Origin of the sequence: Streptomyces sp. NPDC127119 (assembly GCF_042677425.1) — a bacterium.
In the GTDB taxonomy this organism is placed as follows: Bacteria; Actinomycetota; Actinomycetes; order Streptomycetales; family Streptomycetaceae; genus Streptomyces.
Window position 1 is genome coordinate 74,994 of record NZ_JBHXTO010000016.1, and the last position, 24,611, is coordinate 99,604.

A 24,611-nucleotide genomic window follows, 5' to 3' on the forward strand; every position below is an offset into this window, starting at 1 on the left:
GTGAAAAGAGCGTGCGCGGGCACGATCGCCACGGCGGCTGCCGTGGCTCTGGCGGCGGGCATGACCAGCCCGGCGTCGGCGGAGCCCGAGCGTACGGCCGCAGACCGGGCCGTGCAGACCGCGCCCAAGCACCGTGTCACGCTGATCACCGGTGACCGTGTCGTCGTCGACGCGAAGGGCCGTGTTCTGGGCCTGGAGCGCGCCAAGGGCCGTGAGGGGATACCGGTTCAGATACGCAAGGCCGGCGGGCACACCCTTGTCGTGCCGGCCGACGCGGCACGGCTGATCGCCGGCGGCAAGCTCGACCGGCGGCTCTTCGACGTCACCGAGCTCAACAAGTCGGCCAGCCGCAGGGCGCAGAAGCAGGGCCTGAAGCTGATCGTCGGCTACAGCGGCGCTGCTGCGGCGGCGAAGGCGGATGTCCGCGGGGCGGGTGACACGAAGGTCCGCAGGACCTTGAAGTCGCTGAACGCGGACGCGGTGCTGACGCCCAAGGGCGACGCGCCGGACCTGTGGGCCGCGGTCACCGACACACGGTCCGGCGGCGCGAGGACGGCTTCGGGTATCGCGCATGTGTGGCTCGACGGGGTCCGCAAGGCCAGCCTCGACAAGTCCGTTCCGCAGATCGGTGCCGACAAGGCGTGGGCGGCCGGCTTCGACGGCAAGGGCGTCAAGGTCGCCGTCCTGGACACGGGTGTCGATGTGGCCCATGACGATCTGAAGAACCAGGTCGTGGCGGAGAAGAACTTCTCCGCCGCCCCGGACGCGAGCGACAAGTACGGTCACGGCACGCACGTCGCGTCCATCGTGGCCGGTACGGGCGCCAAGTCCGCCGGCAAGTACAAGGGCGTCGCGCCCGGTGCGAAGCTGCTCAACGGCAAGGTGCTGGACGACAGCGGTTACGGGGACGACTCCGGCATCCTCGCCGGGATGGACTGGGCGGCCGAGCAGGGCGCCGATGTCGTGAACCTCAGCCTGGGCGGCGGGGACACCCCCGACATCGACCCGCTCGAAGCGCAGGTCAACAAGCTGTCCAAGGAGAAGGGCATCCTCTTCGCCATTGCGGCGGGCAACGAGGGTGACTTCGGCGAGCAGACGATCGGCTCCCCGGGCAGCGCGGAGGCCGCGCTCACCGTGGGCGCGGTCGACGACAAGGACAAGCTGGCCTCGTTCTCCAGCCGGGGTCCCGGTCTCGACGGGCAGATCAAGCCCGATGTGACCGCGCCGGGCGTGGACATCACGGCCGCCTCGGCGCCGGGCAGTGTCATCGCGCAGGAGGTCGGCGAGAAGCCGGCCGGCTATGTGACGATCTCGGGTACGTCGATGGCGACCCCGCATGTCGCGGGCGCCGCGGCGATCCTCAAGCAGCAGCACCCCGACTGGACGTACGCCCAGCTCAAGGGCGCGCTGACCGGCTCCGCGAAGGGCGGCGCGTACACGCCGTTCCAGCAGGGTGCGGGCCGCATCCAGGTCGACCAGGCCATCAAGCAGAGCGTGGTCGCCGAGCCGTCGTCGGTGAGCTTCGGCATCCAGCAGTGGCCGCACACCGACGACACCCCGGTCACCAGGAAGGTCACGTACCGCAACCTCGGCAAGACGGACGTCACGCTGAGCCTGACGGTGGCGGCGACCGACCCCAAGGGGCAGGCCGCTCCGGCCGGTTTCTTCACGCTCGGCGCCAAGACGCTCACCGTCCCGGCGGGCGGCACGGCTACTGCCGACCTCACGGCCAACAGCAAACTCGGCGGCACGCTCGACGGCGCCTACTCCGCGTACGTGACCGCGACCGGCGGCGGCCAGAGCGTACGCACGGCGGCGGCGGTGCAGCGCGAGGTGGAGTCGTACGACGTCACACTCAAGCACATCGGCCGCGACGGCGGGGCGGCGCCGACCTACCTCACCGACCTGATCGGATACGCGGGTCTCGGCAAGGACCGGAGCTTCTCCGCACCGGAAGGCGACGGCGCGGTCACCGTGCGCGTGCCCAAGGGCACGTATCTGCTGGACTCCTGGATCGCCAAGAACTTCGAGACCTTCGAGGGCGGCCTCGACTGGCTGGTCCAGCCCAAGTTGAGCGTGGACAAGAACCTCTCGGTGACTCTGGACGCCCGCACGGCCAAGTCGGCCGACATCACGGTGCCGGACGCCGGGGCGAAGCCGTTGTCCGCGTCGGTCTCGTACTACTACAGTCCCGCGGGGTTCGGCCTCGGAGCGGGCCTCGCGTCGTTCGCCGATCTGCGCGTGGCGCACGTCGGCGCGGACGTCACCGGGCTCACCCAGACCTGGGGCGGCCAGTGGACCAAGGGAGCGGACGCCGAGTACGACGTGGCGACCACGGCCGAGGTCAAGCGGTTCCAGGGGGACAAGGTCAAGCACTACAAGGCTGGTGACTTCGCCACGGTGAAGAACAGTCTCGGTTCTTCGACCTCCGGCAAGACCGGTGTGCTCCTGCCGATCGGTGAGCTGCCCGAGGACTTCACCGTCGGCGCCCCCTTCCCGCAGAAGCTGCCCGGCTCCCGGACGCTGCACCTGTCGACGGGCGACAAGGTCAAGTGGGGGCTTGAGTTCGAGCAGTACGGGGCGGTCGGCGAGGACGGTTACCCCGCCCTCGACGCCTACTACACACTGGGCAACCCGCAGACGTTCAAGGCCGGCAAGAAGTACGAGAAGACCTTCAACACGGCGGTCTTCGGCCCACGCGTCGGCTCCGCCTACGGCATCTTCCGCGAGGGCAACGGCATCTACGGCTATCTGCCGCTGTTCGCCGACGGCAAGACCCACGCCGGAGCCTCGACCTACTCGTCCGTCAACACGACCCTCTACCGCAACGACGTGAAGGTCGGCTCGAACAGCGACCCGCTGGTCGGCGGAGCCTTCACGGTTCCGGCCGGTGACGCCGCGTACAAGCTGACGACCTCGGTCAAGCGGAGTGTCAAGGTCGCCGCGGCCTCCACCCGCGTCGACGCCAGCTGGACCTTCCGCTCCAAGAAGGCCGACCTGGCCAAACTGCCCGCGTCCTCGGTCCGCTTCGACGCGGCCGTCGGCCTGGACAGCAGGGCTCCGGCGGACAAGAAGGTCTCCGTCCCGGTGACCGTCCAGGGCTCGGCGGCGGGCTCGAACCTGAAGTCCCTCGCCGTGTACGTGTCGTACGACTACGGCCAGACCTGGAAGAAGGTCACCGTCAAGAACGGCAAGATCGCGATCACCAACCCCGCCAAGGGCAAGGGGATCTCGTTCCACGCCAAGATCGCCGACAAGAAGGGCAACAAGTCGACGATCTCGATCTACAACGCGTACTACGGGAAGTGACCGAAGGGTCGCCCACCGAACGCTGACAGGCACGGACGCGGCTGATACGTAAGGACGTGTGAGCACGCGTGAGAACGGCCCGCCGGAAGCAGAGCTGCCGGCGGGCCGTTCGGGTAGGCGGGGGGTATGACCGCGCACACCGTTGAATACATCCGGTACCTCATCCCCGAGGAGCAGTCGGCGCTGTTCCTCGCCGCCTACTCCCGGGCCGCCTCGCACCTCGCGGCGGCCCCGCAGTGCGTGGACTACGAGCTGGCCCGCTGCGAGGACGACTTCCAGCACTACGTGCTCCGGATCACCTGGACGTCCACGCAGGATCATGTCGAGGGGTTCCGCGAGTCCGAGCTCTTCACCGACTTCGTCGCCGAGATCGGCCCCTTCACCCGGTTCGTGGAGGAGACACGCCACTACAAGCCGACGACGGTACGGGGGGCAGGGGCGGCCGTGCCCACGCTGTACGCCTGGGCCGGGGGAGCCGAGGCCTTCGCCCGCCTCACCGAGGCGTTCTACGACAAGGTCCTCAAGGACGACATCCTCGCCCCCGTCTTCGAAGGGCTCGCCGCCGAGCACGCCGCGCATGTGGCGTCCTGGTTCGGGGAGGTCTTCGGGGGGCCGCCCGTGTACTCCGAGACGCAAGGAGGACACGGGCACATGGTCGCCAAGCACCTGGGGAAGGGGATCACCGAGGTGCAGCGGCGGCGCTGGGTGAACCTGCTGCAGGATGCGGCGGACGACGCGGGGCTGCCCTCGGACGCCGAGTTCCGGTCCGCGTTCCTCGCTTACGCGGAGTGGGGGACGCGGTTGGCCGTGTACTTCTCCGGGCCGGACGCGGTGGCTCCGGGGGAGCAGCCGGTTCCGCAGTGGTCGTGGGGCTCGGCTCCGCCGTACCGGCAGGCCGGGGCCTGAGGGGGATTCCGGCCGCGGGCCCGGTGGGGGCCGCCCGCGCAGTTCCCCGCGCCCCTTAGCGGCGGGGCTGCGCCCCTTAAGGGCTTTCAGCCTCTCCGGCGTTTGAGGAGCGGGGGTTCGGGGGCGGAGCCCCTGAGGGGTGACGGGAACGGGTAGGGGCGGCGGGGGCGAGGGGAGTCAGGGGCGTGGCGCGGACGAACCCGCCCGGACCGCGTCCGTGCCCCAGCTCGCGAGCAAGCGGAGCGCCTCCGCCGAGGCCGACCCCGGCTCCGGGTGATACGTCACCATCGACAACTCCTCGTCGTCGACGAGCTTGAACGTCTCGAAGGAGAGCGTCAGCTCACCCACCAGAGGATGATGCAGCCGCTTCACCCCATGACTCTTCTCCTTGACGTCATGCGTCGCCCACAACCGCCGGAACTCCTCACTCTTCACGGACAGCTCCCCGACCAGCGCGGACAACCGCGGATCGTCCGGATGACAGCCCGCGTCCATCCGCAGAAAACTCACCATGTCGGACGCCTTCTGCTCCCACTCCACGAACAGCTCGCGGTACTCGGGCCGCAGAAACACCATCCGCGCCCAGTTCCGCTCCTGCGCGGGCAGCTGCGACCAGTCCCCGAAGACGGCCGCGGACATCCGGTTCCACACGAGGATGTCGGAGCGCCGCCCCACGACGTACGCGGGCACACCGTCGAAGGAGTCGATCAGCTGCCGCATGGCGACCCGCACCTGCTGCGGCCGGGCCGACACCTTCTTCTTGTGCTGCTTGGGCTTCGCGAGATGCGTCAGATGCGCGTGCTCGGCGCCGCTCAGCCGCAGGGCGCGGGCGATCGCGTCGAGCACCTCCGCCGACACGTTCCGTCCGTTGCCCTGCTCAAGGCGGGTGTAGTACGCCACGGACACCCCGGCCAGCTGCGCCAGCTCCTCGCGGCGCAGCCCCGGCACCCTGCGGTGCCGCCCGAAGTCCGGCAGCCCCACGTCCTCCGGCTTCAGCCGGGCCCGGCGGGTGCGCAGGAACTCGCTGAGCTCGGCGCGCCGGTCCCCCAGCCGCCGTCCCGGTTCCTGTCCGGTCCCGCCGGCGGGCTCCTGAGAGGGCTGTTCGTCCATACGTCCAGTATTCACGCTGCTACACGGTCGTACGCATACGAGCCTGCCCCCGCCAGTAGTAGGACCAGTGGACGTACGAAACACCGTGGTCTGGGTGAAGGTCGGCAAACGGGGCAGGCTGGACGCCGTACCCGGCCGGAAGGCAGGCCGGGCGCAGATCCACTCCTTAGGAGAACCCTCCGCATGACCACTGTCGCCGCATACGCCGCCCCCGCCGCCAAGGCTCCGCTGGAGCGCACCACCATCGAGCGTCGCCCGGTCGGCGAGCAGGACGTCCTGATCGAGATCAAGTTCGCCGGTATCTGTCACTCCGACATCCACCAGGCACGCGAGGGCTGGGGCGAGGCCATCTTCCCGATGGTCCCCGGCCACGAGATCGCCGGCATCGTCACCGAGGTCGGCTCCGGTGTCACCAAGTTCGCCGTCGGCGACCGCGTGGGTGTCGGCTGCATGGTCGACTCCTGCCGCGAGTGCGAGAACTGCAAGGCCGGCCTTGAGCAGTACTGCGTCGAGGGCAACACCGGCACGTACAACGCCGTCGACCGCGGCGGCGAGAACACCTACGGCGGCTACTCGACCCACATCGTGGTCGACGAGGCCTTCACCGTCGGTATCCCCGAGGGCCTGGCCCTCGACGAGGCCGCGCCGTTGCTGTGTGCCGGCATCACCACGTACTCCCCGCTCAAGCACTGGAACGCCGGGCCCGGCAAGAAGGTCGCGATCCTCGGCATGGGCGGCCTCGGGCACATGGGCGTCAAGATCGCGCACGCGCTCGGTGCGGAGGTGACCGTGCTCTCGCAGTCGCTCCGCAAGAAGGACGACGGGCTGAAGCTCGGCGCCGACCACTACTACGCGACCAGTGACCCGGAGACCTTCGAGAAGCTGCGGGGGTCGTTCGATCTGATCCTCTCGACCGTTTCCGCTCCGCTGGACCTGGACAAGTTCCTGTCCCTGCTCCGGACGGACGGCGCGTTCGTGAACGTGGGCGCGCCCGAGGAGCCCGTCTCCCTGAACCTGTTCTCCGTGATCGGCGGGCGCAAGACGCTTGCGGGGTCCGGGATCGGGGGGATTCGGGAGACGCAGGAGATGCTGGACTTCTGCGCCGCGCACGGGTTCGGGGCGGAGATCGAGCTGATCAGTGCGGCGGAGATCAACGCCGCGTATGAGCGGGTGCTCGCCAGTGATGTGCGGTACCGGTTCGTGATCGACGCTGCCACGATCTAGCTCCGCCGGGGTGCGTTGTTCTCTGCGGGGCCGTTGTGGCTGGTCGCGCCGTTCCCCGCGCCCCTTGGGGGCTGCGCCCCCTCAAGACAAAAGACTGCGCAGTTCCCCGCGCCCCTGAAAGCCAAAGGCACAAGATTGCGCCGTTCCCCGCGCCCCTTGATCGGGGTTCTGGGATCGGGGGCCTGGCAGCTTCAGCGGGGCTGGTTGGTTCGGGTCAGTAGCCAGAGCAGGTACGGGCCGCCCACCAGGGCTGTGAGTGCCCCCACCGGGATTTCCAGTGGGGGCACTGCCGTGCGGGCGGTCAGGTCCGCGGTCACCAGGATCACCGCGCCCGTCAGGGCCGAGGTCGTGAGGGGGAGCTGGGGGGAGCGGGTCAGGCGGCGGGAGAGCTGGGGGGCTGTGAGGGCTATGAAGCCGATCGGCCCCGCCGCTCCCGTGGCGGTCGCCGCGAGGAGCACGCCGAGGACCGTCAGCGCGAGCTGCGTCCGGTGCACGCGGACGCCGAGCGCCGCGGCCGTGTCCGGGTCCAGGCCCAGCGGGCGCAGCGCCCGGCTCGCCCACACCAGTGCGGGCAGGGAGAGCAGCAGGATCCAGGCGAGGGGGACCGCCTGGTCCCAGCCGCGTCCGTTGAGGCTGCCGGTCAGCCACAGTTTGACCTGCTCGGCCGCCGCGAGTTCGCTCTCGGTGAGGTAGAGCTGGACGACCGCGGAGAGGGCCACACCGATGCCGACCCCGGTCAGTACGAAACGGCTGGGCTGCATCCCGTGCCGCCAGGCCAGCACGTACACGAGTGCGGCTGCCGCGAGACCGCCCGCGACGGAGACGGCCGGGAGCGCGCCCGGCGAGGCGACCGTTCCGGTGGCGAGTGCCAGGACCGTCGCGGCCGCCGCCCCGTGTCCGACGCCGATGACGTCCGGGCTGGCCAGCGGGTTGCGGGTGACGGTCTGCACGAGCGCCCCGGACATCCCCAGCGCGGCACCGACGAGCGCCCCGAGCACGATCCGCGGCACCCGCAGCTCACCGACGATCAGGTCGTACGGGCCCCCGTGGCCGCGCAGGACCCGCCAGACCTCGCCGGGCGGAACGTACGTCTGACCGACGCAGGCCGCGAGCAGCATCACCCCCGCGAGGAGGACGACGAGTACGGCCACCACCGCTGCCGAGCGGCGGTGGAGGAGGAGGGAGAGGGAGCCTCGGCGGACGGCGACGAGACCCGCCGAGCCGGGATAGCCGGGGTGGTCGGGGCAGCCGGGGCAGCCGGGGTGGCGGGGGCGTTCCGGGGGTGCCGGGGGTACCGGGGGTGCCGTCGTCATGTCGCCACCGTTCTCCGGCGGACCAGTACCACCAGTACGGGCACCCCGACGAGTGCCGTCATCACACCTGCCGGTACCTCCGCGGGGGCCCGTACGACCCGGCCCGCCACGTCCGCCGCGAGCAGCAGGGCCGCCCCGAGCAGCGCGGACAGGGGGAGGGTCCAGCGGTGGCCGCCCCGGATCAGCCGGCGGGCCAGGTGCGGGACGGCGAGGCCGATGAAGGCGATCGGTCCGGCGGCGGCCACCGCGGCGGCGGTCAGGACCGTCGCCCCGAGCGCCGCGCCACCCCGTACGAGCTGGACCTTGTGGCCCAGGGCGCGGGCCGTGTCGTCGCCGAGCGCGAGGGCGTCCAGGCCGCGGGCGCAGACGAGCACCAGCAGCGCGCCCGCCGCGAGGAAGGGCAGCATCTGGCCGACCGTCCCCGCGTCGCGTCCGCTCAACGCGCCCACCTGCCAGAACCGGAACTGGTCGAGCGTCGCCGAACTCGACGTCAGGACCACGGTGGTGGCACCGGCCACCATCGCGGACAGCGCGGTACCGGCGAGCGCGAGTTTCACCGGGGAGGCGCCGCCCCGGCCGCGTGAGGCGACGGCGTACACCAGGAACGCGGCTGCCACGGCGCCCGTGAAGGCGTACCGGACGTAGCCGCCGAAGCCGTTCGCGAGACCGCCCGCGATCGCGAACACCACCCCGGCGGCGGCTCCCTGGCTGAGTCCGAGGATGCCCGGATCGGCCAGCGGGTTGCGGGTGACGGCCTGGAGCGCCGCCCCGGACAGGCCGAGCGCGGCCCCGGCGGCGAGCCCGACCTCGGTACGGGGCAGCCGCAGCGACCGTACGACCAGCGCGTCCCGTGAGCCGCCGCCGTGCAGCAGTGCGTCGAGCACGGCGGACAGCGGTACCTGGCGGGTGCCGACGGCGAGGCTCAGGGCGACCGTGGCGAGGGTGAGGAGGAGGGCGGTGGCCAGCCAGGCGATGCGTACGGTCGGACGGTCTTTCACAGATGGTCTTTCACGGATGGTCTCTCGTGCCCCTGCTGCTCACTGCTCTGTCTCTGCTTGCTACTTGCTACTTGCTGAGGGAGTCGGTGAGCTGTCGTACGACCAGCTGTGCCGCGGTGGGGCCCGCGTTGAGGTACCAGGGGTCGTCGTCGACCTTGACGGTGTGCCCGGCCCCGACCGCCTTCATGGACTTCCACAGCGGTCCGGCGAGCACGCTCCCCGCGTCGGTCCGCCCCTCGTCCCCCTGCACGGAGTAGAAGATCCAGTCGCCGTCGACGACATCGATGCTCTCCGCTCCGATGTCCTGCGAAATGGCCTTGAACTGCTGGGACTTGGGCCGTCCCAGCCCCATGTCGACGGCGATCGAACCGGTGAAGGACGAGACGCCGAACATCCGGGTCCGGTCGGGAGTGAACCGCACCATGGAGACCGAGGTGTCCGCCCCGCCGGTCTTCGCGCCCGCCGCGGCGGCGTCCTCGGCGTGTTCGCCGAGGAGTTTCCGCGCCCGCTCGCCCTTGCCGACGGCGTCGCCGACGAGCAGCAGGTCCCGCTTCCAGTTGACGCCGTTGCCCGCGGTGATCACGGTGGGGGCGATCTTCGACAGCTTGGGGTAGAGGTCGCCGAGCGAGTCGTTGGCGAGGATGAGGTCCGGCTTCGCGGCGGCCAGCGTCTCCAGATTGGGCGCGGTCCGCGTCCCCGCGTCGGTCGTCTTCGCCAGCGCCTTCTTGTACTGGGGGAAGGCGTCGGCGAGGTAGTCGGGTACGAGGCCCGCGTTGTCGGCGCGGGTGGTGGCGGCCGGTACGACTCCGAGGGTGAGGAGGTCGTCGAGCTGCCCGGTGCTGAGCGCGGCGATCCGCTTCGGCGCGGCCCCGATCTCCGTCCGGCCCTTGAAATGGCCGACGGTACGGGGGAACTCGCCGTCGGCTGCCTTCGTACCCATGCCGTCGGCGAGGGCGCTGGGGGCGGTGGAGGGGCCCTCGGATGCACCGGCGACGAGGTTGCGGTCACCGCCGTTCTCGCCGCTCCCGCTCCCGCTGCCGGAGGCTCCCGAGTCCGCGGAACCCGCGGAGGCCGAGCACCCGGCCATCAGTCCGCCGACCACGGACACGGCCAGGACGGCCTTCACCACCGACGTGCGCACAACTTGCTCCGGTATGTCGTTTGTCGATTGCCTGGATCACCGATGGCCGAGCGCCATCTAAGGCAAGGCTTACCTTACCTGCCGGATCTGTGTGCGCTGCGGGGGGCTGCCGTCCCGCCGAACGGGCGCCTAGCGTGGACGTGTACGACAGCAAGGAAAATGCCGAGCCGACGAACCGAGGAGGTCCGCACGATGACCGTCGAGCTGAACCACACGATCGTCGCCGCCCATGACAAGAAGACGTCGGCCCGCTTTCTCGCCGACATCCTGGGCCTGGAGGTGAGCCCCGCGTACGGCCCCTTCGTCCCCGTGCAGATCCCGAACGGGGTGACCCTCGACTACATGGACGCCGTCGGGTCCATCCCGCCCCAGCACTACGCGTTCCTGGTCTCGGAGGACGACTTCGACACGATCTTCGCCCGCGTCCAGGACGCCGGACTCACCTACTGGGCCGACCCGTTCCACCACCGCGTCAGCGAGATCAACACGAACGACGGCGGCCGCGGCACATACTTCGAGGACCCGAACGGCCACAGCCTGGAGATCCTTACCCGGCCTTATGGGAGTGGGATGCGGGGGTAACTGAGGCGGTCGGCACGCCTACTATGTGCTTTTAGGCTGCCATTGTCCTGGGGAGGGCCTGCGGCACATGTCTCGTCGCTCTACTGGTTTTGTCGGTGTGTGGGCCGAAGTGCAACGGCAGCAGCAGCGCCAGCTGGAAGTCGAAGCCAGGCAACGGAGGCGGGCGGAACAGCAGACGCTCGCCTACCAGCGGCGGGCGGCCCAGAGCCACCGCCAGTACCGGCAGGCCGAGGCCCAACGCCGTACCGACGAACTGGACGCGCAGGTCGCCTCGTTGCAGGGCCTGCTCGCCGCGGGCTGCCGGACTCCTCCCTTCAGGGCGTCCTCGCTCCTGCGGCCCGAGGAGGTCGAGCCCTTCGCCCCAGGGCCCCTGGCGCAGCCGGTACGCATGCCGGACGCCGCCCAGTACCAGGTGCAGAGCGGCTGGACCGCGAATCGCCGGGCCCAGGCGCAGGCCGAGGCACGGGCGCGCTTCGAGCACGACTGGCACGCCGCCCAGGCTGCGGAGGCGCAGCGGCAGCGGCAACTGGCCGCCTACCAGCGGCAGTACCAGCAGTGGGCCGACGCCCAGCTGGCCGACGTACGCCGTCACAACGCGGGCGTCACCGAGGTGACCGAGGGCGTCCGGCGGCTGGATCCCGACGCGGTGATCGAGTACTTCTCCGCCGCTCTCTACGCCTCCAAAGCATGGCCGGAGGACCTGCCCCGCCAGGTCGCGGCAGCCTACGACCCGGCGGCCAGGGAACTGGTGCTGGACTGGGAGCTGCCCGACTTCGGCATCGTCCCCGAGGTCAAGTCCGTCCGATACGTGGCCGGGACCGACCAGGACAAGGAGACCCCGCGGCCCGTGAGCCAGCGGCGGGCGCTGTACCGGGACGTTCTCGCGCAGTGCATGCTGCTCGTCCTGCACGAACTCTTCGCCGCGGACGAACTGGGCGCGCTCGAATCGGTGACCCTGAACGGTTTCGTGGACGGACACGACCCGACGACGGGCCGGCCGGGCCAGATGTTCCTCGCGACCGTCATGGCCTCCCGCTCGTCGTTCCGCGATCTGCACCTCGCACAGGTGGAGGCGGGCAGTTGCCTGTCCGACGCGCTGCGAGGACAGCTCTCGGCGCGGCCGGACCAGCTCACTCCGGTACGGCCCGGGCGGCGACCGCAGGACGTCGGGAACCGTGTCGTCGCCCACGGCGGCGACGAGGAACCCGACCTGTACGCCATGGACCCGATCGCCTTCGAGAACCTCGTCGCCGAACTCTTCCGGGCCATGGGGATGCAGGCGGTGACGACCCAGCGTTCGGGCGACGGTGGCGTGGACGTCGACGCGCTGGACCCGGCACCGATCCGGGGCGGCAAGATCGTCGTACAGGTCAAGCGGTACCGCAACACCGTTCCGCCCACCGCCGTAAGGGACTTGTACGGGACCGTGCAGGACGCCGGTGCCAACAAGGGCGTCCTGGTGACGACTTCGGGCTTCGGCCCCGGCTCGCACACCTTCGCCAACGGCAAGCCGCTGGAACTCGTCTCGGGCCCCCAGCTCGTCGATCTGCTGCACCGGCACGGGCTGCGGGGGCGACTGGGGGAGGGCGACCGGGCGGGTGGTGGCGCCACGAGGTCGGCGGGGGCGGCACCTGCGGACACCGGCACCCGGCTGCCCGACGACTACAACGTCCTCGGCATGTCGTGGACCGGCAGTGTCGCCCTGGACGTGTGCGCGCTCGTCTGCGCCGGCAACCGCGTCCTCAGTGACGAGCACTTCGTCTTCTTCAACAACCCGCAGACCCCCGACGGTTCGGTGCGCACCCTGCCCGCCACCGGGTCCGACAAGGCCGCGATCTGCGTGTCCTTCGACGGGCTGCCGGAGCGGGCGGACCGGTTCGTCCTCGTGGCCGCGGTCGACCCCGAGGCCAACCCGGACGCCGACCTCTCCGGGTTCACCGACGCCCGTATCCGGCTGCTCGACCCGGAGATGTCCGAACTGGGACAGCTGGAGGTCTCCGACGGGCGACCGCGCGAGACCGCGTTGGTGCTCGGCTCCTTCCGCCGACGGGCGGGCGGCGACTGGGACTTCGTCCTCGGCGGCAAGGGCTACACGGGTGGCCTGATGGAACTCGTCAAGGACCATGGCATAGAGGTGGAGTAGCCCCGTCTATCGCGCCCTGGTCGCCTGGGCTTCCTGTGCCTCCTGAGCCTCCTGTGCTTCGAGGAGTTCGTCGCCGTGCTCCGTCACCCACTGGCCGAGCGCCGCCATGGGGCCCTCGACCAGGCTCCGTCCCAATGCGGTCAGGGCGTACTCGACGCGCGGCGGCGCCTCGGCATGGGCCCGGCGGGTCACCAGGCCGTTGGCGAGGAGGCGGCGCAGTGTGTCGGTCAGCACCTTGTCGCTGATGCCGCCGATCGCGGCCCGCAGATCACGGCGCCGGCACGGTCCCGCGCGCAGGGCCGCCAGGACGACGGGGTCCCAGGTGTGGGCGAACAGATCGGCGGCGGCACGCAATCGGCAGTCGGCGACCAGTTCGTAGCAGTGTGAGCCGTCGTCGGCCATCCCGCCTTCACCCACCTCTCGGTCACCCACCTCTCCGTCATCCCTCTCTCTGCCCTCTCTCCGCCATCATCGCGCGGCGGTCACACACCGATCGGTGCGTGACGGGCTTCCTACCGTGGCTACCCAACTGGCAGTGGGCGACCACGGTTCGAGAGGCAACGACGATGCGTATCGGGATTCTGGGAACGGGAACACTGGCGGCGGCCCTGGGCGAGGGCTGGATCCGTGCGGGGCACGAGGTGTGGATCGGCGGACGTTCGCAGGTCAAGGCGGACGAGCTCGCCGAACGGCTGGGGCGACTGGGGCCGCTGGGGCGACCGGAGCGGCCGGGGCGCCTGGGGCAGGGGGCGTTCGCCGTCACCCCGCGGGAGGCGGCCACGGGCCGCGACGCCGTACTCCTCGCCGTGTCGTGGGACGGCGTCGGGGACATGCTGGCACTGGCGGGCGCGGCCGACGGCGTCCTCGTGGGCACGCCCCTCATCGACCCCACGAACGCCGTCGCGCACGGGGTCGGCGATCTGCTCACCGAACGCGGCGAGTCGATGGCGATGCGGATCGCCGGGCTCGCACCGGGCGCCCACGTGGTGAAGGCGTTCCATCTCTTCCCCGCGGGCCTGTGGACGAGCCCCGCCGACGACGGCCGGCCGCGGGCGACCGTCGCCATGTGTGGTGACGATCCGGCGGCCCTGCGGATCGTCGGCGAGCTGGTGAGCGACGTCGGCGGAGCCCCGGCGACTCTGGGGTCGCTGGACCGGGTCCGCCAGCTGGAGGAGGTCGCGGGCTTCGTCATAGGTCTCGCGTTCGCGGGCGTCGACCCCAACTCCGCTGTACCCAAGGTCTCTTGAAGAGGTGACGGGGCATGCGGGGTGTCCGCCGGGACCGCCGTGGCGTGACCGGCCGTATGCCCTCCAGGCCCTCGCCAAGGCGGAACAGGACGGTGATACTCCGTAGCTCCGTCACGTGCTGCGCGCTCAGCCCGGCGGCTCGGTCCGTCGCCGCCTCGGTCCGTCGTCCCGACGATGGTCCCCGCACGGCGGAACGGTGTCCGCATCCGCGCCCGCATCCGTTGCCGCTCCGGCTCCCGCGCCCGTGACCTCGTACAGAAATCATCCTGGAGACACATCCGATGAAGCTCGCCAAGCGACTTGTCCTCACCACCGCGGCACTCGCCGCCGTGACCGCCGGCACGCTCTCCGGCGCGTCGGCCGACCAGGCCGCGGTCTCGCAGCCCGTACGGGTCGGCGTCGACGTTCCCGACGCGCTGAAGGTCCCGGACGGCAACCGGCTCACCGGCGTCTTCGCCGCCACCGGCGTCCAGACGTACACCTGCACGGACGGTGCCTGGAAGCTGCTGGAGCCCGCCGCGACCCTCTCGGTGAAGAGCGACCCCCGGCACCGCCCGGTCGCCCTCCACTCCCGCGGACCGGTCTGGGTGTCCACGGTGGACGGCAGCGCCGTGAACGCCGCCGCCGTCGCCACCTCGCCCAAGACCGGCACCATCCCCGAGCTGCTGCTCAAGTCCACCGCCACCCGCGGCACGGGCGTCTTCGCCGACGTCTCGTACATCCAGCGCCTCGCCACCGACGGCGGCGTGGCCCCCACGACCGCCTGCACGGGCACCGACCAGGTCGGCGTCCCGTACTCCGCCACGTACACCTTCTACAAGCCCACCGCGTGACGGTCCGCAGCTGAGCCGAGCTGAGCCGAGCTGAACAGGGGCAGGGACTCCCGGTCGAGATCGGGGGTCCCTGCCCCCGTTCGTCCGGGTACGGAATCGCCCGGAGCCCTCGTGCGTTGAGGAGGGTGGGCATGCATGCCGGTGGTGAGCGAGCCGAGCGGCCCGAGTGACCGAGCTGACTGAAATTTGGAGGGGCCGCAATGGCTGCGCAGACACAGAGGGCCGTGCTGGCGGGCGGATGCTTCTGGGGGATGGAGGACCTGATCCGCCGACTCCCCGGCGTGACGGCGACCCGGGTCGGATACACCGGGGGCGACGTGCCGAACGCGACGTACCGTAACCACGGCACGCACGCGGAGGCCATCGAGATCCTTTTCGACCCCGCGGGGACCGATTTCCGTACGATCCTGGAGTTCTTCTTCCAGATCCACGACCCGAGCACCAAGAACCGCCAGGGCAACGACCTGGGCCTCAGCTACCGCTCGGCGATCTACTACGTGGACGACGAGCAGAAGCGGATCGCCGAGGACACGATCGCGGACGTGAACGCCTCCGGACTGTGGCCGGGCGAGGTCGTCACCGAGGTGGAGCCGGTCGGCCCGTTCTGGGAGGCCGAGCCGGAGCACCAGGACTACCTGCTGCGCTACCCGGACGGCTACACCTGCCACTTCCCCCGCCAGGGCTGGCGCCTCCCCGCCCGCGCGGAGGGCTGACCACGAGGAAGGCCCGCCGGTCACACCACCTGCGACCGACGGGCCTCCTCTGCTTTGTGACCCATGGGGCCGTCCCTTCACCCGCCCAGCCGGGCAAGAAGCTCGTCTCCGACGGGGTAGGGGCGCTCCTGGGGCAGCAGTCGTGCCGCGGAGTCGAGGTCACCGCTGCCGACGTGTGCGTGGATCTCACGGGCGAGCGGGGTCACGTCACGGATGGCTACCGTCCACTCGTCCGCGTAACGCCGTGCGGCCTCCCCGGAGAGGCCGAGTTGCAGGGACCGGTACGGCAGGGGCTGGAGGCGCAGGTCCCGCTCGGGGTCCCACTGCACGCGAGTCGGCGCGCGCTTCAACTGTCGTTGCCAAGTGGCGCGGTCCGGGTGGACCCCGCGGGCGTAGCCCGACAGACAGGCGTGGCGCAGCGCCCACTCGAAACCGTCCCGCTGGATCTCGACAGCGAGAACGACCTCCTGCCCTTCCTTGGCGCCCCACCCGCAGCGGTACATCATCCACAGGAACGACGGCTTGATCCACGTCATCCTGTCCCGCTTCCACGCGGCCGGGAAACGCCCGGCGCGGACGGCGGGCAGGCCGATCTCCGGGGAGTACGCCTGGTAGACGGTGATCGTGGATTCCGAGTGGGCCGCGCGGATCCTGTGTTGCGGTTCTTCCATGGCGTACAGCGTGGGGGCGGCCGGTTCAGGCGGCCACTGAATTTCGCCCGCCGTTCACAGCGTGACCTGCGCGTCCGGGGCCCCCGGCGCAGGAGCGATCCCCGTCGGGCAGGAAGCTCCCCAGTTCGTTTCGTGTGGGTCGTCCAGTTTGGCCCCCGTCCCACCCAGCCCGCAGTAGCCGTCCGGGTTCTTGCTTCCCGACAGGTACTGCTGGTGGTGCCCCTCCGCCGGATAGAAGGGGCGGCCCTCCGCGGGGAGGATCTCTGTGGTGATCGTGCTGTGGCCCGAGTAGGTCAGGACCTTCTGGTACGCCGTGCGGGAGGCCTCGGCCGTGGTCGCCTGGGCCGGGGTGTGGGTGTAGATCGTGGAGCGGTACTGCGTGCCCACGTCGTTGCCCTGGCGGAAGCCCTGGGTCGGGTTGTGGGACTCCCAGAAGACCTTCAGCAGGCTCGCGTACGAGAGCACGGCCGGGTCGTACACCACGCGCACCACCTCGGTGTGGCCCGTCAGGCCCGAGCAGACCTCCTCGTACGCCGGGTGCTCGGTGAAGCCACCCTGGTAGCCGACCAGGGTGGTGAAGACGCCCGCCGGGAGCCGCCAGAACGTGCGTTCCGCACCCCAGAAGCAGCCCATGCCGAAGTCGGCGATCTCCAGGCCCTCGGGGTACGGGCCGAGCAACGGGGTGTCGAGAACCGTGTGCCGCTCGGGAACCGGGTACATCGGCTCGGAGCGGCCCCGCAGCGCCTGCTCGGCGGTCGGCAGCTTCGGGGTGCGGCTCTCCAGGAACACTGGTCCTCCTCGGCGAACGGCGGTCGTGGTGGCAGAGGGAGGAACCTTCCCGGTCCCTCCGGCATTCCGAGGTGCACCGGAGGGCGAGCCCATGTCACCCCTCAGTGCGACAGCGTCGCCGGGCTGCCCCCGTTCGCCTCGTAGCCCGCCACCGACAGCGCCCGGTACACCGCGTAGTCCGCCGCCGGGTCCGGCGTCAGCGTCCAGGGCAGGGCGCCCACATGGCCGTCGACGTGCACCAGCTGGTTCATCGACTCCGCCCAGCGTTCGCCGCGTACCAGGAAGAAGACCAGCAGATGGCGGACGTGAGCGAGCATCGGGTCGTCCGCGCGGGCCGCGTGGACCGCGAAGAGCGCGCCGTGGACCGCCTTCGTCACGACCTCGCTCTGGTAGAAGCCGCTGACGAGATTCACCTCGGGAAGGTGCTCGAAGACCGCGAAGAGCGGCATCGCGGCGAGCAGGGAACCGCGCGGGGCACGCGCCGCGGCGGCCTCCGCGAACGAGTACGCCGTCTCCCGCGAGCCGTGCCACTTCTCGCACCAGTAGTGCAGCGCCGCCAGATGCGCCCCCATGTGCGCGGCATCCCGGTCCAGGATCTTCAGCCAGAGCTTCTCGAACTCCGGCTGCGCATAGGCGAGCCCGCGGGCCACGGAGAGCTCGATGATGTACGGGATCGGGTCGCCCGGAGCCAGCAGCGCCGCGTCACCGCAGGCCGCCCGCGCCTCCTCCATGATGATCCGGAACTCGTCGGTCCCCGGGGACGACGTGCGCCACGCCTGCTGCACCAGGAACTCCGCGTGCACCGCCGCGCCGCCCGCGTCCTTGGGCTGCTCGGCCCGCCACACCCGCAGCCACTGCCCGCCGGGGTTGTCGCTCACCCCGCCGGGACGCTGCTGCAGCTCCAGCGACGCGGCCCCCGCGAAGGCCTGGACGCGCTGCCAGCGCCGCTCGCCCTCCGCCTCCGTACCCGCGAGGAGCTGGGACGCGGCGCGGTAATCCTGGCTGCGCTGCACCAGGTCCAGGACCTCCAGCAGGTCCTGGTCGGGGCCGGGCATGCGGATGTCCAGCTCCTCCTGGCGCAGGAAACCGTAGTTCGCCGGGTCGGCTGCGTCCGGGTCGCCGGGGGCGACCTGCTGGATACCACCGGCACGCCTGCGCGACACGATCGGTCCGACGACGAACCCGATCATGAGCAGCGCCATCAGGACCCAGAGAATTTCCATGCCACAAGCGAACCAGACGCGTCCGACAATTGGCCAACCAGGGCGCCGGCTCCTGTGGAAAACCTTCCCGGAGGGCCGGAGGGAGCAGTTCCACCGAGCCCCGACGAGGGCCGCGACGAGGGCCCCGGCGACGGCCTCGACGACGACCCCGGCGACGGCCTCCGGCCAGGACGTGGACGTCCGCCGTCACAAACCCCGCGGGCGCACTACCCTCGGTGCCCATGAGCGACAGGCACATCAGTCAGCACTTCGAAACCGTGGCGATCCACGCGGGCAACACCGCCGATCCCCTCACCGGCGCGGTCGTCCCGCCGATCTACCAGGTCTCGACCTACAAGCAGGACGGCGTCGGCGGGCTGCGCGGCGGCTACGAGTACAGCCGCAGCGCCAACCCGACCAGGACCGCGCTCGAGGAGAACCTCGCGGCCCTGGAAGGAGGCCGCCGCGGGCTCGCGTTCGCGTCCGGACTGGCGGCCGAGGACTGCCTGTTGCGTACGCTGCTCAGTCCCGGCGACCACGTGGTCATCCCCAATGACGCGTACGGCGGTACGTTCCGCCTCTTCGCGAAGGTCGTCTCGCGGTGGGGGGTGGAGTGGTCGGTCGCCGACACCAGCGACCCCGCGGCCGTACGCGCCGCCGTCACCCCGAAGACCAAGGCGATCTGGGTGGAGACCCCCTCCAACCCGCTCCTCGGCATCACCGACATCGCCGCGCTCTCGCACGTCGCGCGCGAGGCCGGCGCGAAGCTGGTCGTCGACAACACCTTCGCCAGCCCCTACCTCCAGCAGCCGCTCGCGCTCGGCGCGGACGTCGTCGTGCACTCGCTGACCAAGTACATGGGCGGCCACTCCGACGTCGTCGGCGGTGCCCTCGTGGTCGCCGACCAGGCGCTCGGCGAGGAGCTCGCCTACCACCAGAACGCGATGGGCGCGGTCGCAGGACCCATGGACGCCTGGCTGGTGCTGCGCGGCATCAAGACGCTCGCGGTCCGGATGGACCGGCACAGCGAGAACGCCGGCAAGGTCGCCGAGATGCTCACCCGGCACGCGCGCGTGACGCGCGTCCTGTACCCGGGTCTTCCGGAGCACCCCGGTCACGAGACCGCCGCCAAGCAGATGCGGTCCTTCGGCGGCATGGTCTCCTTCCAGGTCGAGGGTGGCGAAGAGGCGGCCGTCGAGGTCTGCAACCGCGCCAAGGTGTTCACCCTGGGCGAGTCCCTGGGCGGCGTCGAGTCCCTGATCGAGCACCCGGGGCGCATGACGCACGCGTCCGTGGCCGGCTCCCTCTTGGAGGTCCCCGCCGACCTCGTACGCCTCTCCGTGGGCATCGAGAACGTCGACGACCTCCTTGAGGACCTCAAGCAGGCCCTCGGATAACCCGGCCGGCCCGGTACCGGCCTCACCAGCCGGTCAGCGGTGGAGTCGTCTCCGACGGCGGCTCCACCCACGGCTCGGCGACCGACAGCCACACCACGAGGGCCACGGTCGCCGCGAACAGCACCAGCCACATCAGCCGCCGGGCGAGCGTCCGGCGGCGCAGCATGCGCCCGCCCCTGCGGACGGCCTCCGTGTACAGATCCGGCGGTACGGGCGGCTGCGGTTCCTCCAGGATGCGCCGGACATCGGCCTCCCTGCGGTTGACGGGGCTCATGAAGGCACCACTTTCGCGATCGGCGCGGCGGCCTCCCGGGGCGGATGCAGCAGCGTGGCCATGGCCCGCGCGCAGATGGCCCGTACGCGTTCGGTGGGCAGTCCCAGCAGCGCGGCGGCCTGTTCCTCGGCGACTCCCTCGTACATGCGCAGTACGAGGATCAGCCGTTCCTGAGGGGTGAGGTGGCGCAGGGCGCTGTCGGGGGCGGGGCGGCCACGGGGGTACGGCCGGCCGAGGCCGCCGTACTGGTGCCAGGCCCCGCGCGCGAAGCGCACCGCCAGATACTGCCGGGTCCGGTCGTACGGGTCCTCGCCGTGCAGACGGTCCCAGACGGCGTACGTGTGGGCCAGGGCCGCGGTGAGCAGGCGCCGCGCGCGCGGGTTGTCGTTCGGGGGCTCCGCGGTGAGCAGTGTGGCGGCATGCAGCAACCGCCCTGCCGCGCCCGCCACGAACGCCTCGAACTCCCGGGCACGGCGGGCGTTCCGGGACGCCTGCCGCTTTCGCACCGCGCCTCCCCGTGGGAAAACCGGGCCCTGGAGACGTACGCCGTGCACAGTCGCGTACGCCGGACCCGACTTCATATGAGGCCAGGCGCGGGCCCCTGGTCAAGAGGCCGGCACGAGACGGTGCGCCCGGATCGGTCCGGTGCGGCACGGCGCGGCCCGGCGCGGTGGTGGGCGGCGGGCGGCGTGCGGGCGGTCAGGAGGTCGCCGGTGCCTCTACGGACGGCGACGCGGCCATGCGGGTGGAGAGCGCGACGTTGAAGCGGGTGAGCAGCGTGCAGAAGGCCTCGCGCTCCTCGGGCGACCACTCCTGGGTCAGTTCCGCCATCAACTGGCGCCTGGAGGAGCGGACTTCGTCCAGACGGGAGAGGCCGCGCGGCGAGAGCTGGAGCACCACGGCACGCCCGTCCTCCGGGTGGGAGGTGCGCTTGACGAGGCCGGTGTCGACGAGCGGGGCCACCTGCCGGGTGACCGTCGACGAGTCGATGCCCATGCTCGCGGCGAGCGCCTTGACGCCCATCGGGCCTTCCTTGTCGAGGCGGTTGAGCAGCAGGTACGCGGCGCGGTCCATCGAGTTGCGGACCTGTCCGACTCCGCCGAGCCGGGTCTGTTCGGCACGGCGGGCGAACACCGCGACCTCGTGCTGCAGTGTTTCGAGAAGACCGGTGTCACCGACGGTCGTCATGTCCATCGACATTTCAGGTGTTGTGGGCATGGCCGGGGGCTCTATTCATGCGTGGGGCTGGGTTGGGGGACAGAGTACGCGGACGGGGGGCGGGCCGTACCGGCGCTGAGGAAACCGGTCTCGGACGTTGGTCACGCCCGCTGTGGCGGGTTGTGAACTGCGAGACTGACGGTCATGAGCTATCGCACGGCCGACCCCTTGCCGCCGGTGACCCTCGACGATGTGCGCGGCGCACAGAAGATGCTCTCCGGCGTGGCGCGGATGACTGCCATGGAGGGCAGCAGGCATCTGTCCGGCCTGGTGGGCGCGCCGGTCCACCTCAAGTGCGAGAACCTCCAGCGCACCGGTTCGTTCAAACTGCGCGGCGCGTACGTGCGGATCGCCGGGCTCCTCCCCGAGGAACGGGCGGCCGGAGTGGTCGCGGCCAGCGCGGGCAACCACGCGCAGGGCGTCGCCCTGGCCTCCTCGCTGCTCGGTGTGCGCTCCACGGTGTTCATGCCGTCGGGCGCCCCGCTGCCGAAGGTCGCGGCGACCATGCACTACGGCGCCGAGGTGCGGACGCACGGCACGGTGGTGGACGAGACGCTGGCCGCCGCGCAGGAGTACGCGGCCGAGACGGGCGCCGTCTTCATCCACCCCTTCGACCACCCCGACATCATCGCCGGGCAGGGCACGGTGGGCCTGGAGATCCTGGAGCAGTGCCCCGAGGTGCGCACGATCGTCGTGGGGATCGGCGGTGGCGGGCTCGCCGCGGGTGTCGCGGTCGCGGTGAAGGCGCTGCGGCCGGACGTGCGGATCGTGGGGGTGCAGGCGGCGGGGGCGGCCGCGTACCCGCCCTCGCTGGCGGCCGGGCGTCCGGTGTCGGTCGAGAATCCGGCGACGATGGCCGACGGGATCAAGGTCGGACGGCCGGGGGACGTGCCGTTCCGGCTCATCGACGATCTGGTGGACGAGATCCGTACGGTGTCCGAGGACGCGCTGTCCAGCGCGCTGCTGCTCTGTCTGGAGCGGGCCAAACTGGTCGTCGAGCCGGCCGGTGCGAGCCCGGTCGCGGCGATCATGAGCGAGCCGGGCGCCTTCGAGGGCCCGGTCGTCGCGCTGCTGTCCGGCGGGAACGTCGATCCGCTGCTGATGCAGCGCATCCTGCGGCACGGCATGGCCGCGAACGGCCGCTACCTCGCGGTGACGCTGCGGCTGACGGACCGGCCCGGGGCCCTGGCCACGCTTCTCGGGGTGTTGTCAGTGGTCGACGCTAACGTCCTCGACGTGAGTCACGTGCGGACCGATCCGCGGCTCGGACTCACGGAGGTGGAGGTCGAGCTGCACCTGGAGACGAAGGGCCCCGAGCACTGTGCCGAGGTGAACTCGGCGCTGCGGCGGGCGGGCTACACGGTCATCGACTGAGGTCGGACGGGGGAGGAACGCGACGGGGGAGGAACGCACGGAAACCGGGCCGGGAAAACCGCTTGAGGAAACGCGATACATCGCGTTATGGTGTGTCTCTCGTCACTGACTGTCCGGGTGAGCTGCGATATTCACTCGCCCGCCGGAGCAAAACGGGCGAAAATAGTCGCTCACCCATCACTTTTCACTGGATCCCCAACCATTGGGAGACTCACATGCCAGGAGCCATCTACGCCGAAGGCCTGGTGAAGACCTTCGGCGACGTAAGGGCTCTGGACGGCGTCGATCTCGATGTCCCGGAGGGCACCGTCCTCGGCCTGCTCGGGCCGAACGGCGCGGGCAAGACCACGGCCGTCCGCTGCCTCACCACCCTGCTCCGGCCCGACAGCGGCAAGGCGGTCGTCGCGGGCATCGACGTACTGAAGCACCCGAACGAGGTACGACGGTCGATCGGTCTGTCCGGCCAGTTCGCCGCGGTCGACGAGTATCTGACGGGCCGTGAGAACCTCCACATGGTCGGCCAGCTCTACCAGATGAGGGCCAAGCAGGCGAAGGTCCGCGCGGTCGAGCTGCTGGAGCAGTTCAACCTCACGGAGGCCGCCGACCGGACGGCCAAGACCTACTCAGGCGGTATGCGCCGCCGGCTCGACCTCGCGGCGGCGCTCGTCGTCTCGCCGCCGGTCATGTTCATGGACGAACCGACGACCGGCCTCGACCCGCGCAACCGCCAGCAGTTGTGGGAGGTCATCAAACAGCTGGTCTCCGGCGGTACGACGCTGCTGCTGACCACCCAGTACCTCGAAGAGGCCGACCACCTCGCGCACGACATCTGCGTCGTCGACCACGGCAAGGTCATCGCCCGCGGCACCTCCGACCAGCTCAAGGCCCGTACCGGCGGCGAGCGCGTGGAGGTCGTGGTGCACGACCGCGAGCACATCGCGACCGCCGATGAGGTCCTGCGGGGCTTCGGCAAGGGGGAGACCACCGTCGAGGACCACACCCGCCGGCTCACCGTGCCCGTCTCCGGCGGCGCGAAGCTCCTCGCGGAGGTCATCCGTGAGCTGGACGCCCGGGGCATCGAGATCGACGACATCGGTCTGCGCCGCCCCACGCTCGACGACGTGTTCCTGTCCCTGACCGGCCACCTCGCCGAGCAGAAGGACGCGGAGAACGGCGAGAGCGCCGACACCGAGGGATCCAAGGGGTCCAGGGGATCCAAGCGCAAGAAGGAGGCCGCCAAGTGAGCGCCGTCACCGATGCCGTGCGGACCGTGGCCCCGGGAGGCTCCCTCGGGCAGTCCGTCCGGGACTCCCTGGTCGTCGCCAAGCGCAACCTGATCCGTATGACCAGGATCCCCGAGATGATCCTGTTCGGGATCATCCAGCCGGTGATGTTCGTGGTCATGTTCACGTACGTCTTCGGCGGCTCGATGCAGATCGGGAGCACCACCGACCCGGACGTCTACAAGAACTTCCTGATGGCGGGCATCTTCGCGCAGACCGTCACGTTCGCCACCGCGGGATCCGCCGCCGGTATCGCGGACGACATGCAGAAGGGGCTCGTCGACCGCTTCCGCTCCCTGCCGATGGCCCGCGGCGCGGTGCTGACCGGCCGGACCGTCGCCGACCTCGTCCAGACGGCCATCACGCTGCTCGTCCTCGCGGTCGTCGCGCTGCTCGTGGGCTGGCGCACCGGTTCCGCGGAGCCGACCAACGCGGCCAGGGTCCTGGCGGCCTTCGCCCTGCTGCTCCTCCTCGGGTACGCCTTCACCTGGATCGGCGCTCTGATCGGCCTGTCCGTGCGCACGCCCGAGGCGGCGACCTCGGGCGGGATCATCTGGCTGTTCCCGGTGACGTTCATCTCGAACGCCTTCGTGGACTCCAGCCAGATGACTCCCTGGCTGCGGCACATCGCCGAGTGGAACCCGTTCAGTGCCACGGTGCAGGCGTGCCGTGTGCTGTTCGGCAACCCGGGCGTGGTGGAGTCCAGCGCCTGGCCCATGCAGCATCCCGTCTGGGCCTCGGTGATCTGGTCCGTGCTGATCATCGTCCTCTTCCGCACCCTTGCGGTACGCAAGTACCGCAAGGCGGACGGCTGAGCGACCCGGTCGGGCAGGTGCGGTCGAACAGGCACGGAGAAGCCCCCGGCGCGCAGGCACCGGGGGCTC

At 70.7% G+C, this 24,611-nt stretch carries 23 protein-coding genes; 12 read left to right on the forward strand and 11 right to left on the reverse strand.

Going from position 1 to position 24,611, the window contains the following annotated elements; all coding sequences use genetic code 11:
* Positions 1 to 60: 60 nt before the first annotated feature.
* Both ACFVH5_RS10720 and ACFVH5_RS10725 read left to right on the forward strand, forming a co-directional pair.
* The gene (locus tag ACFVH5_RS10720) at positions 61 to 3,309 is read left to right on the forward strand and encodes a S8 family serine peptidase (RefSeq protein WP_385833206.1); all 3,249 of its coding nucleotides are present in this window, start codon (positions 61 to 63) and stop codon (positions 3,307 to 3,309) included.
* A 126-nt stretch (positions 3,310 to 3,435) separates the two neighbouring features.
* On the forward strand, positions 3,436 to 4,215 hold the full coding sequence (locus ACFVH5_RS10725) for an antibiotic biosynthesis monooxygenase (RefSeq protein WP_385833179.1): 780 nt from the start codon (positions 3,436 to 3,438) through the stop codon (positions 4,213 to 4,215).
* Between the two features lie 177 nt (positions 4,216 to 4,392).
* On the opposite strand, the gene ACFVH5_RS10730 is transcribed toward ACFVH5_RS10725, so the two are convergent.
* The gene (locus ACFVH5_RS10730; RefSeq protein WP_385833180.1) at positions 4,393 to 5,325 is read right to left on the reverse strand and encodes a helix-turn-helix transcriptional regulator; all 933 of its coding nucleotides are present in this window, start codon (positions 5,323 to 5,325) and stop codon (positions 4,393 to 4,395) included.
* A gap of 183 nt (positions 5,326 to 5,508) precedes the next feature.
* Here ACFVH5_RS10730 and ACFVH5_RS10735 point away from each other — a divergent pair, with 183 nt between their 5' ends.
* Positions 5,509 to 6,549: an NAD(P)-dependent alcohol dehydrogenase gene (locus tag ACFVH5_RS10735; protein ID WP_385833181.1), complete on the forward strand. Its 1,041-nt coding sequence runs from the start codon at positions 5,509 to 5,511 to the stop codon at positions 6,547 to 6,549.
* 191 nt (positions 6,550 to 6,740) lie between these two features.
* On the opposite strand, the gene ACFVH5_RS10740 is transcribed toward ACFVH5_RS10735, so the two are convergent.
* The 3 genes from ACFVH5_RS10740 to ACFVH5_RS10750 all read right to left on the reverse strand — a co-directional run bounded on the left by ACFVH5_RS10740 (position 6,741) and on the right by ACFVH5_RS10750 (position 10,001).
* Positions 6,741 to 7,862, reverse strand: coding sequence for a FecCD family ABC transporter permease (locus tag ACFVH5_RS10740; protein ID WP_385833182.1), 1,122 nt, complete (start codon positions 7,860 to 7,862; stop codon positions 6,741 to 6,743).
* Positions 7,859 to 8,860, reverse strand: a complete 1,002-nt coding sequence (locus ACFVH5_RS10745) for a FecCD family ABC transporter permease (RefSeq protein WP_385833183.1) — start codon at positions 8,858 to 8,860, stop codon at positions 7,859 to 7,861. Before ACFVH5_RS10745 ends, ACFVH5_RS10740 begins: the two co-directional genes overlap by 4 nt.
* A 67-nt stretch (positions 8,861 to 8,927) precedes the next feature.
* On the reverse strand, positions 8,928 to 10,001 hold the full coding sequence (locus ACFVH5_RS10750) for an ABC transporter substrate-binding protein (protein ID WP_385833184.1): 1,074 nt from the start codon (positions 9,999 to 10,001) through the stop codon (positions 8,928 to 8,930).
* 192 nt (positions 10,002 to 10,193) lie between these two features.
* On the opposite strand from ACFVH5_RS10750, the gene ACFVH5_RS10755 reads away from it, so the two are divergent.
* Positions 10,194 to 10,583, forward strand: a complete 390-nt coding sequence (locus ACFVH5_RS10755) for a VOC family protein (RefSeq protein ID WP_385833207.1) — start codon at positions 10,194 to 10,196, stop codon at positions 10,581 to 10,583.
* Between the two features lie 67 nt (positions 10,584 to 10,650).
* A complete protein-coding gene (locus ACFVH5_RS10760; protein ID WP_385833185.1) occupies positions 10,651 to 12,726 on the forward strand; it encodes a restriction endonuclease in 2,076 nt (691 codons plus the stop codon).
* A gap of 6 nt (positions 12,727 to 12,732) precedes the next feature.
* On the opposite strand, the gene ACFVH5_RS10765 is transcribed toward ACFVH5_RS10760, so the two are convergent.
* Positions 12,733 to 13,128 (reverse strand): winged helix-turn-helix transcriptional regulator, encoded by a 396-nt coding sequence (locus ACFVH5_RS10765; protein ID WP_385833208.1) that lies wholly within the window; start codon positions 13,126 to 13,128, stop codon positions 12,733 to 12,735.
* 164 nt (positions 13,129 to 13,292) lie between these two features.
* On the opposite strand from ACFVH5_RS10765, the gene ACFVH5_RS10770 reads away from it, so the two are divergent.
* The 3 genes from ACFVH5_RS10770 (at position 13,293) to msrA (ACFVH5_RS10780) (ending at position 15,519) form a co-directional block, all read left to right on the forward strand.
* Positions 13,293 to 13,973 (forward strand): NADPH-dependent F420 reductase, encoded by a 681-nt coding sequence (locus tag ACFVH5_RS10770; RefSeq protein WP_385833186.1) that lies wholly within the window; start codon positions 13,293 to 13,295, stop codon positions 13,971 to 13,973.
* A 281-nt stretch (positions 13,974 to 14,254) separates the two neighbouring features.
* The gene (locus ACFVH5_RS10775; protein ID WP_385833187.1) at positions 14,255 to 14,806 is read left to right on the forward strand and encodes a DUF3455 domain-containing protein; all 552 of its coding nucleotides are present in this window, start codon (positions 14,255 to 14,257) and stop codon (positions 14,804 to 14,806) included.
* A gap of 200 nt (positions 14,807 to 15,006) precedes the next feature.
* On the forward strand, positions 15,007 to 15,519 hold the full coding sequence (msrA, locus tag ACFVH5_RS10780; RefSeq protein ID WP_385833188.1) for a peptide-methionine (S)-S-oxide reductase MsrA: 513 nt from the start codon (positions 15,007 to 15,009) through the stop codon (positions 15,517 to 15,519).
* Between the two features lie 77 nt (positions 15,520 to 15,596).
* Here the strand turns inward: msrA (ACFVH5_RS10780) and ACFVH5_RS10785 are convergent, their stop codons facing one another.
* The 3 genes from ACFVH5_RS10785 to ACFVH5_RS10795 form a co-directional block, all read right to left on the reverse strand.
* Positions 15,597 to 16,190: a DUF4291 domain-containing protein gene (locus tag ACFVH5_RS10785; protein ID WP_385833189.1), complete on the reverse strand. Its 594-nt coding sequence runs from the start codon at positions 16,188 to 16,190 to the stop codon at positions 15,597 to 15,599.
* A 54-nt stretch (positions 16,191 to 16,244) separates the two neighbouring features.
* Positions 16,245 to 16,979, reverse strand: a complete 735-nt coding sequence (gene msrA / locus ACFVH5_RS10790; protein ID WP_385833190.1) for a peptide-methionine (S)-S-oxide reductase MsrA — start codon at positions 16,977 to 16,979, stop codon at positions 16,245 to 16,247.
* Positions 16,980 to 17,080: 101 nt separating this feature from the next.
* Positions 17,081 to 18,202: a hypothetical protein gene (locus tag ACFVH5_RS10795; RefSeq protein ID WP_385833191.1), complete on the reverse strand. Its 1,122-nt coding sequence runs from the start codon at positions 18,200 to 18,202 to the stop codon at positions 17,081 to 17,083.
* A 221-nt stretch (positions 18,203 to 18,423) separates the two neighbouring features.
* On the opposite strand from ACFVH5_RS10795, the gene ACFVH5_RS10800 reads away from it, so the two are divergent.
* On the forward strand, positions 18,424 to 19,578 hold the full coding sequence (locus ACFVH5_RS10800) for a cystathionine gamma-synthase (protein WP_384812472.1): 1,155 nt from the start codon (positions 18,424 to 18,426) through the stop codon (positions 19,576 to 19,578).
* Between the two features lie 22 nt (positions 19,579 to 19,600).
* Here ACFVH5_RS10800 and ACFVH5_RS10805 read toward each other — a convergent pair whose 3' ends face one another.
* The 3 genes from ACFVH5_RS10805 to ACFVH5_RS10815 all read right to left on the reverse strand — a co-directional run bounded on the left by ACFVH5_RS10805 (position 19,601) and on the right by ACFVH5_RS10815 (position 21,052).
* Positions 19,601 to 19,852, reverse strand: coding sequence for a hypothetical protein (locus tag ACFVH5_RS10805; protein ID WP_385833192.1), 252 nt, complete (start codon positions 19,850 to 19,852; stop codon positions 19,601 to 19,603).
* Positions 19,849 to 20,358: a sigma factor-like helix-turn-helix DNA-binding protein gene (locus tag ACFVH5_RS10810; RefSeq protein ID WP_385833193.1), complete on the reverse strand. Its 510-nt coding sequence runs from the start codon at positions 20,356 to 20,358 to the stop codon at positions 19,849 to 19,851. The genes ACFVH5_RS10805 and ACFVH5_RS10810 overlap by 4 nt, the downstream gene beginning before the upstream one ends.
* Positions 20,359 to 20,551: 193 nt before the next feature.
* Entirely contained in the window at positions 20,552 to 21,052 is a 501-nt protein-coding gene (locus ACFVH5_RS10815; protein ID WP_381833057.1) for a MarR family winged helix-turn-helix transcriptional regulator, read from the reverse strand.
* 162 nt (positions 21,053 to 21,214) lie between these two features.
* On the opposite strand from ACFVH5_RS10815, the gene ilvA reads away from it, so the two are divergent.
* The 3 genes from ilvA (at position 21,215) to ACFVH5_RS10830 (ending at position 24,542) form a co-directional block, all read left to right on the forward strand.
* Positions 21,215 to 22,444 carry a threonine ammonia-lyase gene (gene ilvA, locus ACFVH5_RS10820; protein WP_385833194.1) on the forward strand — a complete coding sequence of 410 codons (1,230 nt, stop codon included), beginning with the start codon at positions 21,215 to 21,217 and terminating at the stop codon, positions 22,442 to 22,444.
* A gap of 215 nt (positions 22,445 to 22,659) precedes the next feature.
* A complete protein-coding gene (locus tag ACFVH5_RS10825; protein WP_384812461.1) occupies positions 22,660 to 23,688 on the forward strand; it encodes an ATP-binding cassette domain-containing protein in 1,029 nt (342 codons plus the stop codon).
* Positions 23,685 to 24,542: an ABC transporter permease gene (locus tag ACFVH5_RS10830; RefSeq protein ID WP_384812459.1), complete on the forward strand. Its 858-nt coding sequence runs from the start codon at positions 23,685 to 23,687 to the stop codon at positions 24,540 to 24,542. The genes ACFVH5_RS10825 and ACFVH5_RS10830 overlap by 4 nt, the downstream gene beginning before the upstream one ends.
* The last annotated feature ends 69 nt before the right edge of the window (positions 24,543 to 24,611 follow it).

What these genes read in the sequence shown, in the direction of transcription:
- ACFVH5_RS10720 (WP_385833206.1), top strand. Translation starts at nt 61, where the DNA reads ATGACCAGCCCGGCGTCGGCGGAGCCCGAGCGTACGGCCGCAGACCGG.
- ACFVH5_RS10725 (WP_385833179.1), top strand. Translation starts at nt 3,436, where the DNA reads ATGACCGCGCACACCGTTGAATACATCCGGTACCTCATCCCCGAGGAG.
- ACFVH5_RS10730 (WP_385833180.1), bottom strand. Translation starts at nt 5,325, where the DNA reads ATGGACGAACAGCCCTCTCAGGAGCCCGCCGGCGGGACCGGACAGGAA.
- ACFVH5_RS10735 (WP_385833181.1), top strand. Translation starts at nt 5,509, where the DNA reads ATGACCACTGTCGCCGCATACGCCGCCCCCGCCGCCAAGGCTCCGCTG.
- ACFVH5_RS10740 (WP_385833182.1), bottom strand. Translation starts at nt 7,862, where the DNA reads ATGACGACGGCACCCCCGGTACCCCCGGCACCCCCGGAACGCCCCCGC.
- ACFVH5_RS10755 (WP_385833207.1), top strand. Translation starts at nt 10,194, where the DNA reads ATGACCGTCGAGCTGAACCACACGATCGTCGCCGCCCATGACAAGAAG.
- ACFVH5_RS10760 (WP_385833185.1), top strand. Translation starts at nt 10,651, where the DNA reads ATGTCTCGTCGCTCTACTGGTTTTGTCGGTGTGTGGGCCGAAGTGCAA.
- ACFVH5_RS10765 (WP_385833208.1), bottom strand. Translation starts at nt 13,128, where the DNA reads ATGGCCGACGACGGCTCACACTGCTACGAACTGGTCGCCGACTGCCGA.
- ACFVH5_RS10770 (WP_385833186.1), top strand. Translation starts at nt 13,293, where the DNA reads ATGCGTATCGGGATTCTGGGAACGGGAACACTGGCGGCGGCCCTGGGC.
- ACFVH5_RS10775 (WP_385833187.1), top strand. Translation starts at nt 14,255, where the DNA reads ATGAAGCTCGCCAAGCGACTTGTCCTCACCACCGCGGCACTCGCCGCC.
- msrA (WP_385833188.1), top strand. Translation starts at nt 15,007, where the DNA reads ATGGCTGCGCAGACACAGAGGGCCGTGCTGGCGGGCGGATGCTTCTGG.
- ACFVH5_RS10785 (WP_385833189.1), bottom strand. Translation starts at nt 16,190, where the DNA reads ATGGAAGAACCGCAACACAGGATCCGCGCGGCCCACTCGGAATCCACG.
- ACFVH5_RS10795 (WP_385833191.1), bottom strand. Translation starts at nt 18,202, where the DNA reads ATGGAAATTCTCTGGGTCCTGATGGCGCTGCTCATGATCGGGTTCGTC.
- ACFVH5_RS10800 (WP_384812472.1), top strand. Translation starts at nt 18,424, where the DNA reads ATGAGCGACAGGCACATCAGTCAGCACTTCGAAACCGTGGCGATCCAC.
- ACFVH5_RS10805 (WP_385833192.1), bottom strand. Translation starts at nt 19,852, where the DNA reads ATGAGCCCCGTCAACCGCAGGGAGGCCGATGTCCGGCGCATCCTGGAG.
- ACFVH5_RS10815 (WP_381833057.1), bottom strand. Translation starts at nt 21,052, where the DNA reads ATGTCGATGGACATGACGACCGTCGGTGACACCGGTCTTCTCGAAACA.
- ilvA (WP_385833194.1), top strand. Translation starts at nt 21,215, where the DNA reads ATGAGCTATCGCACGGCCGACCCCTTGCCGCCGGTGACCCTCGACGAT.
- ACFVH5_RS10825 (WP_384812461.1), top strand. Translation starts at nt 22,660, where the DNA reads ATGCCAGGAGCCATCTACGCCGAAGGCCTGGTGAAGACCTTCGGCGAC.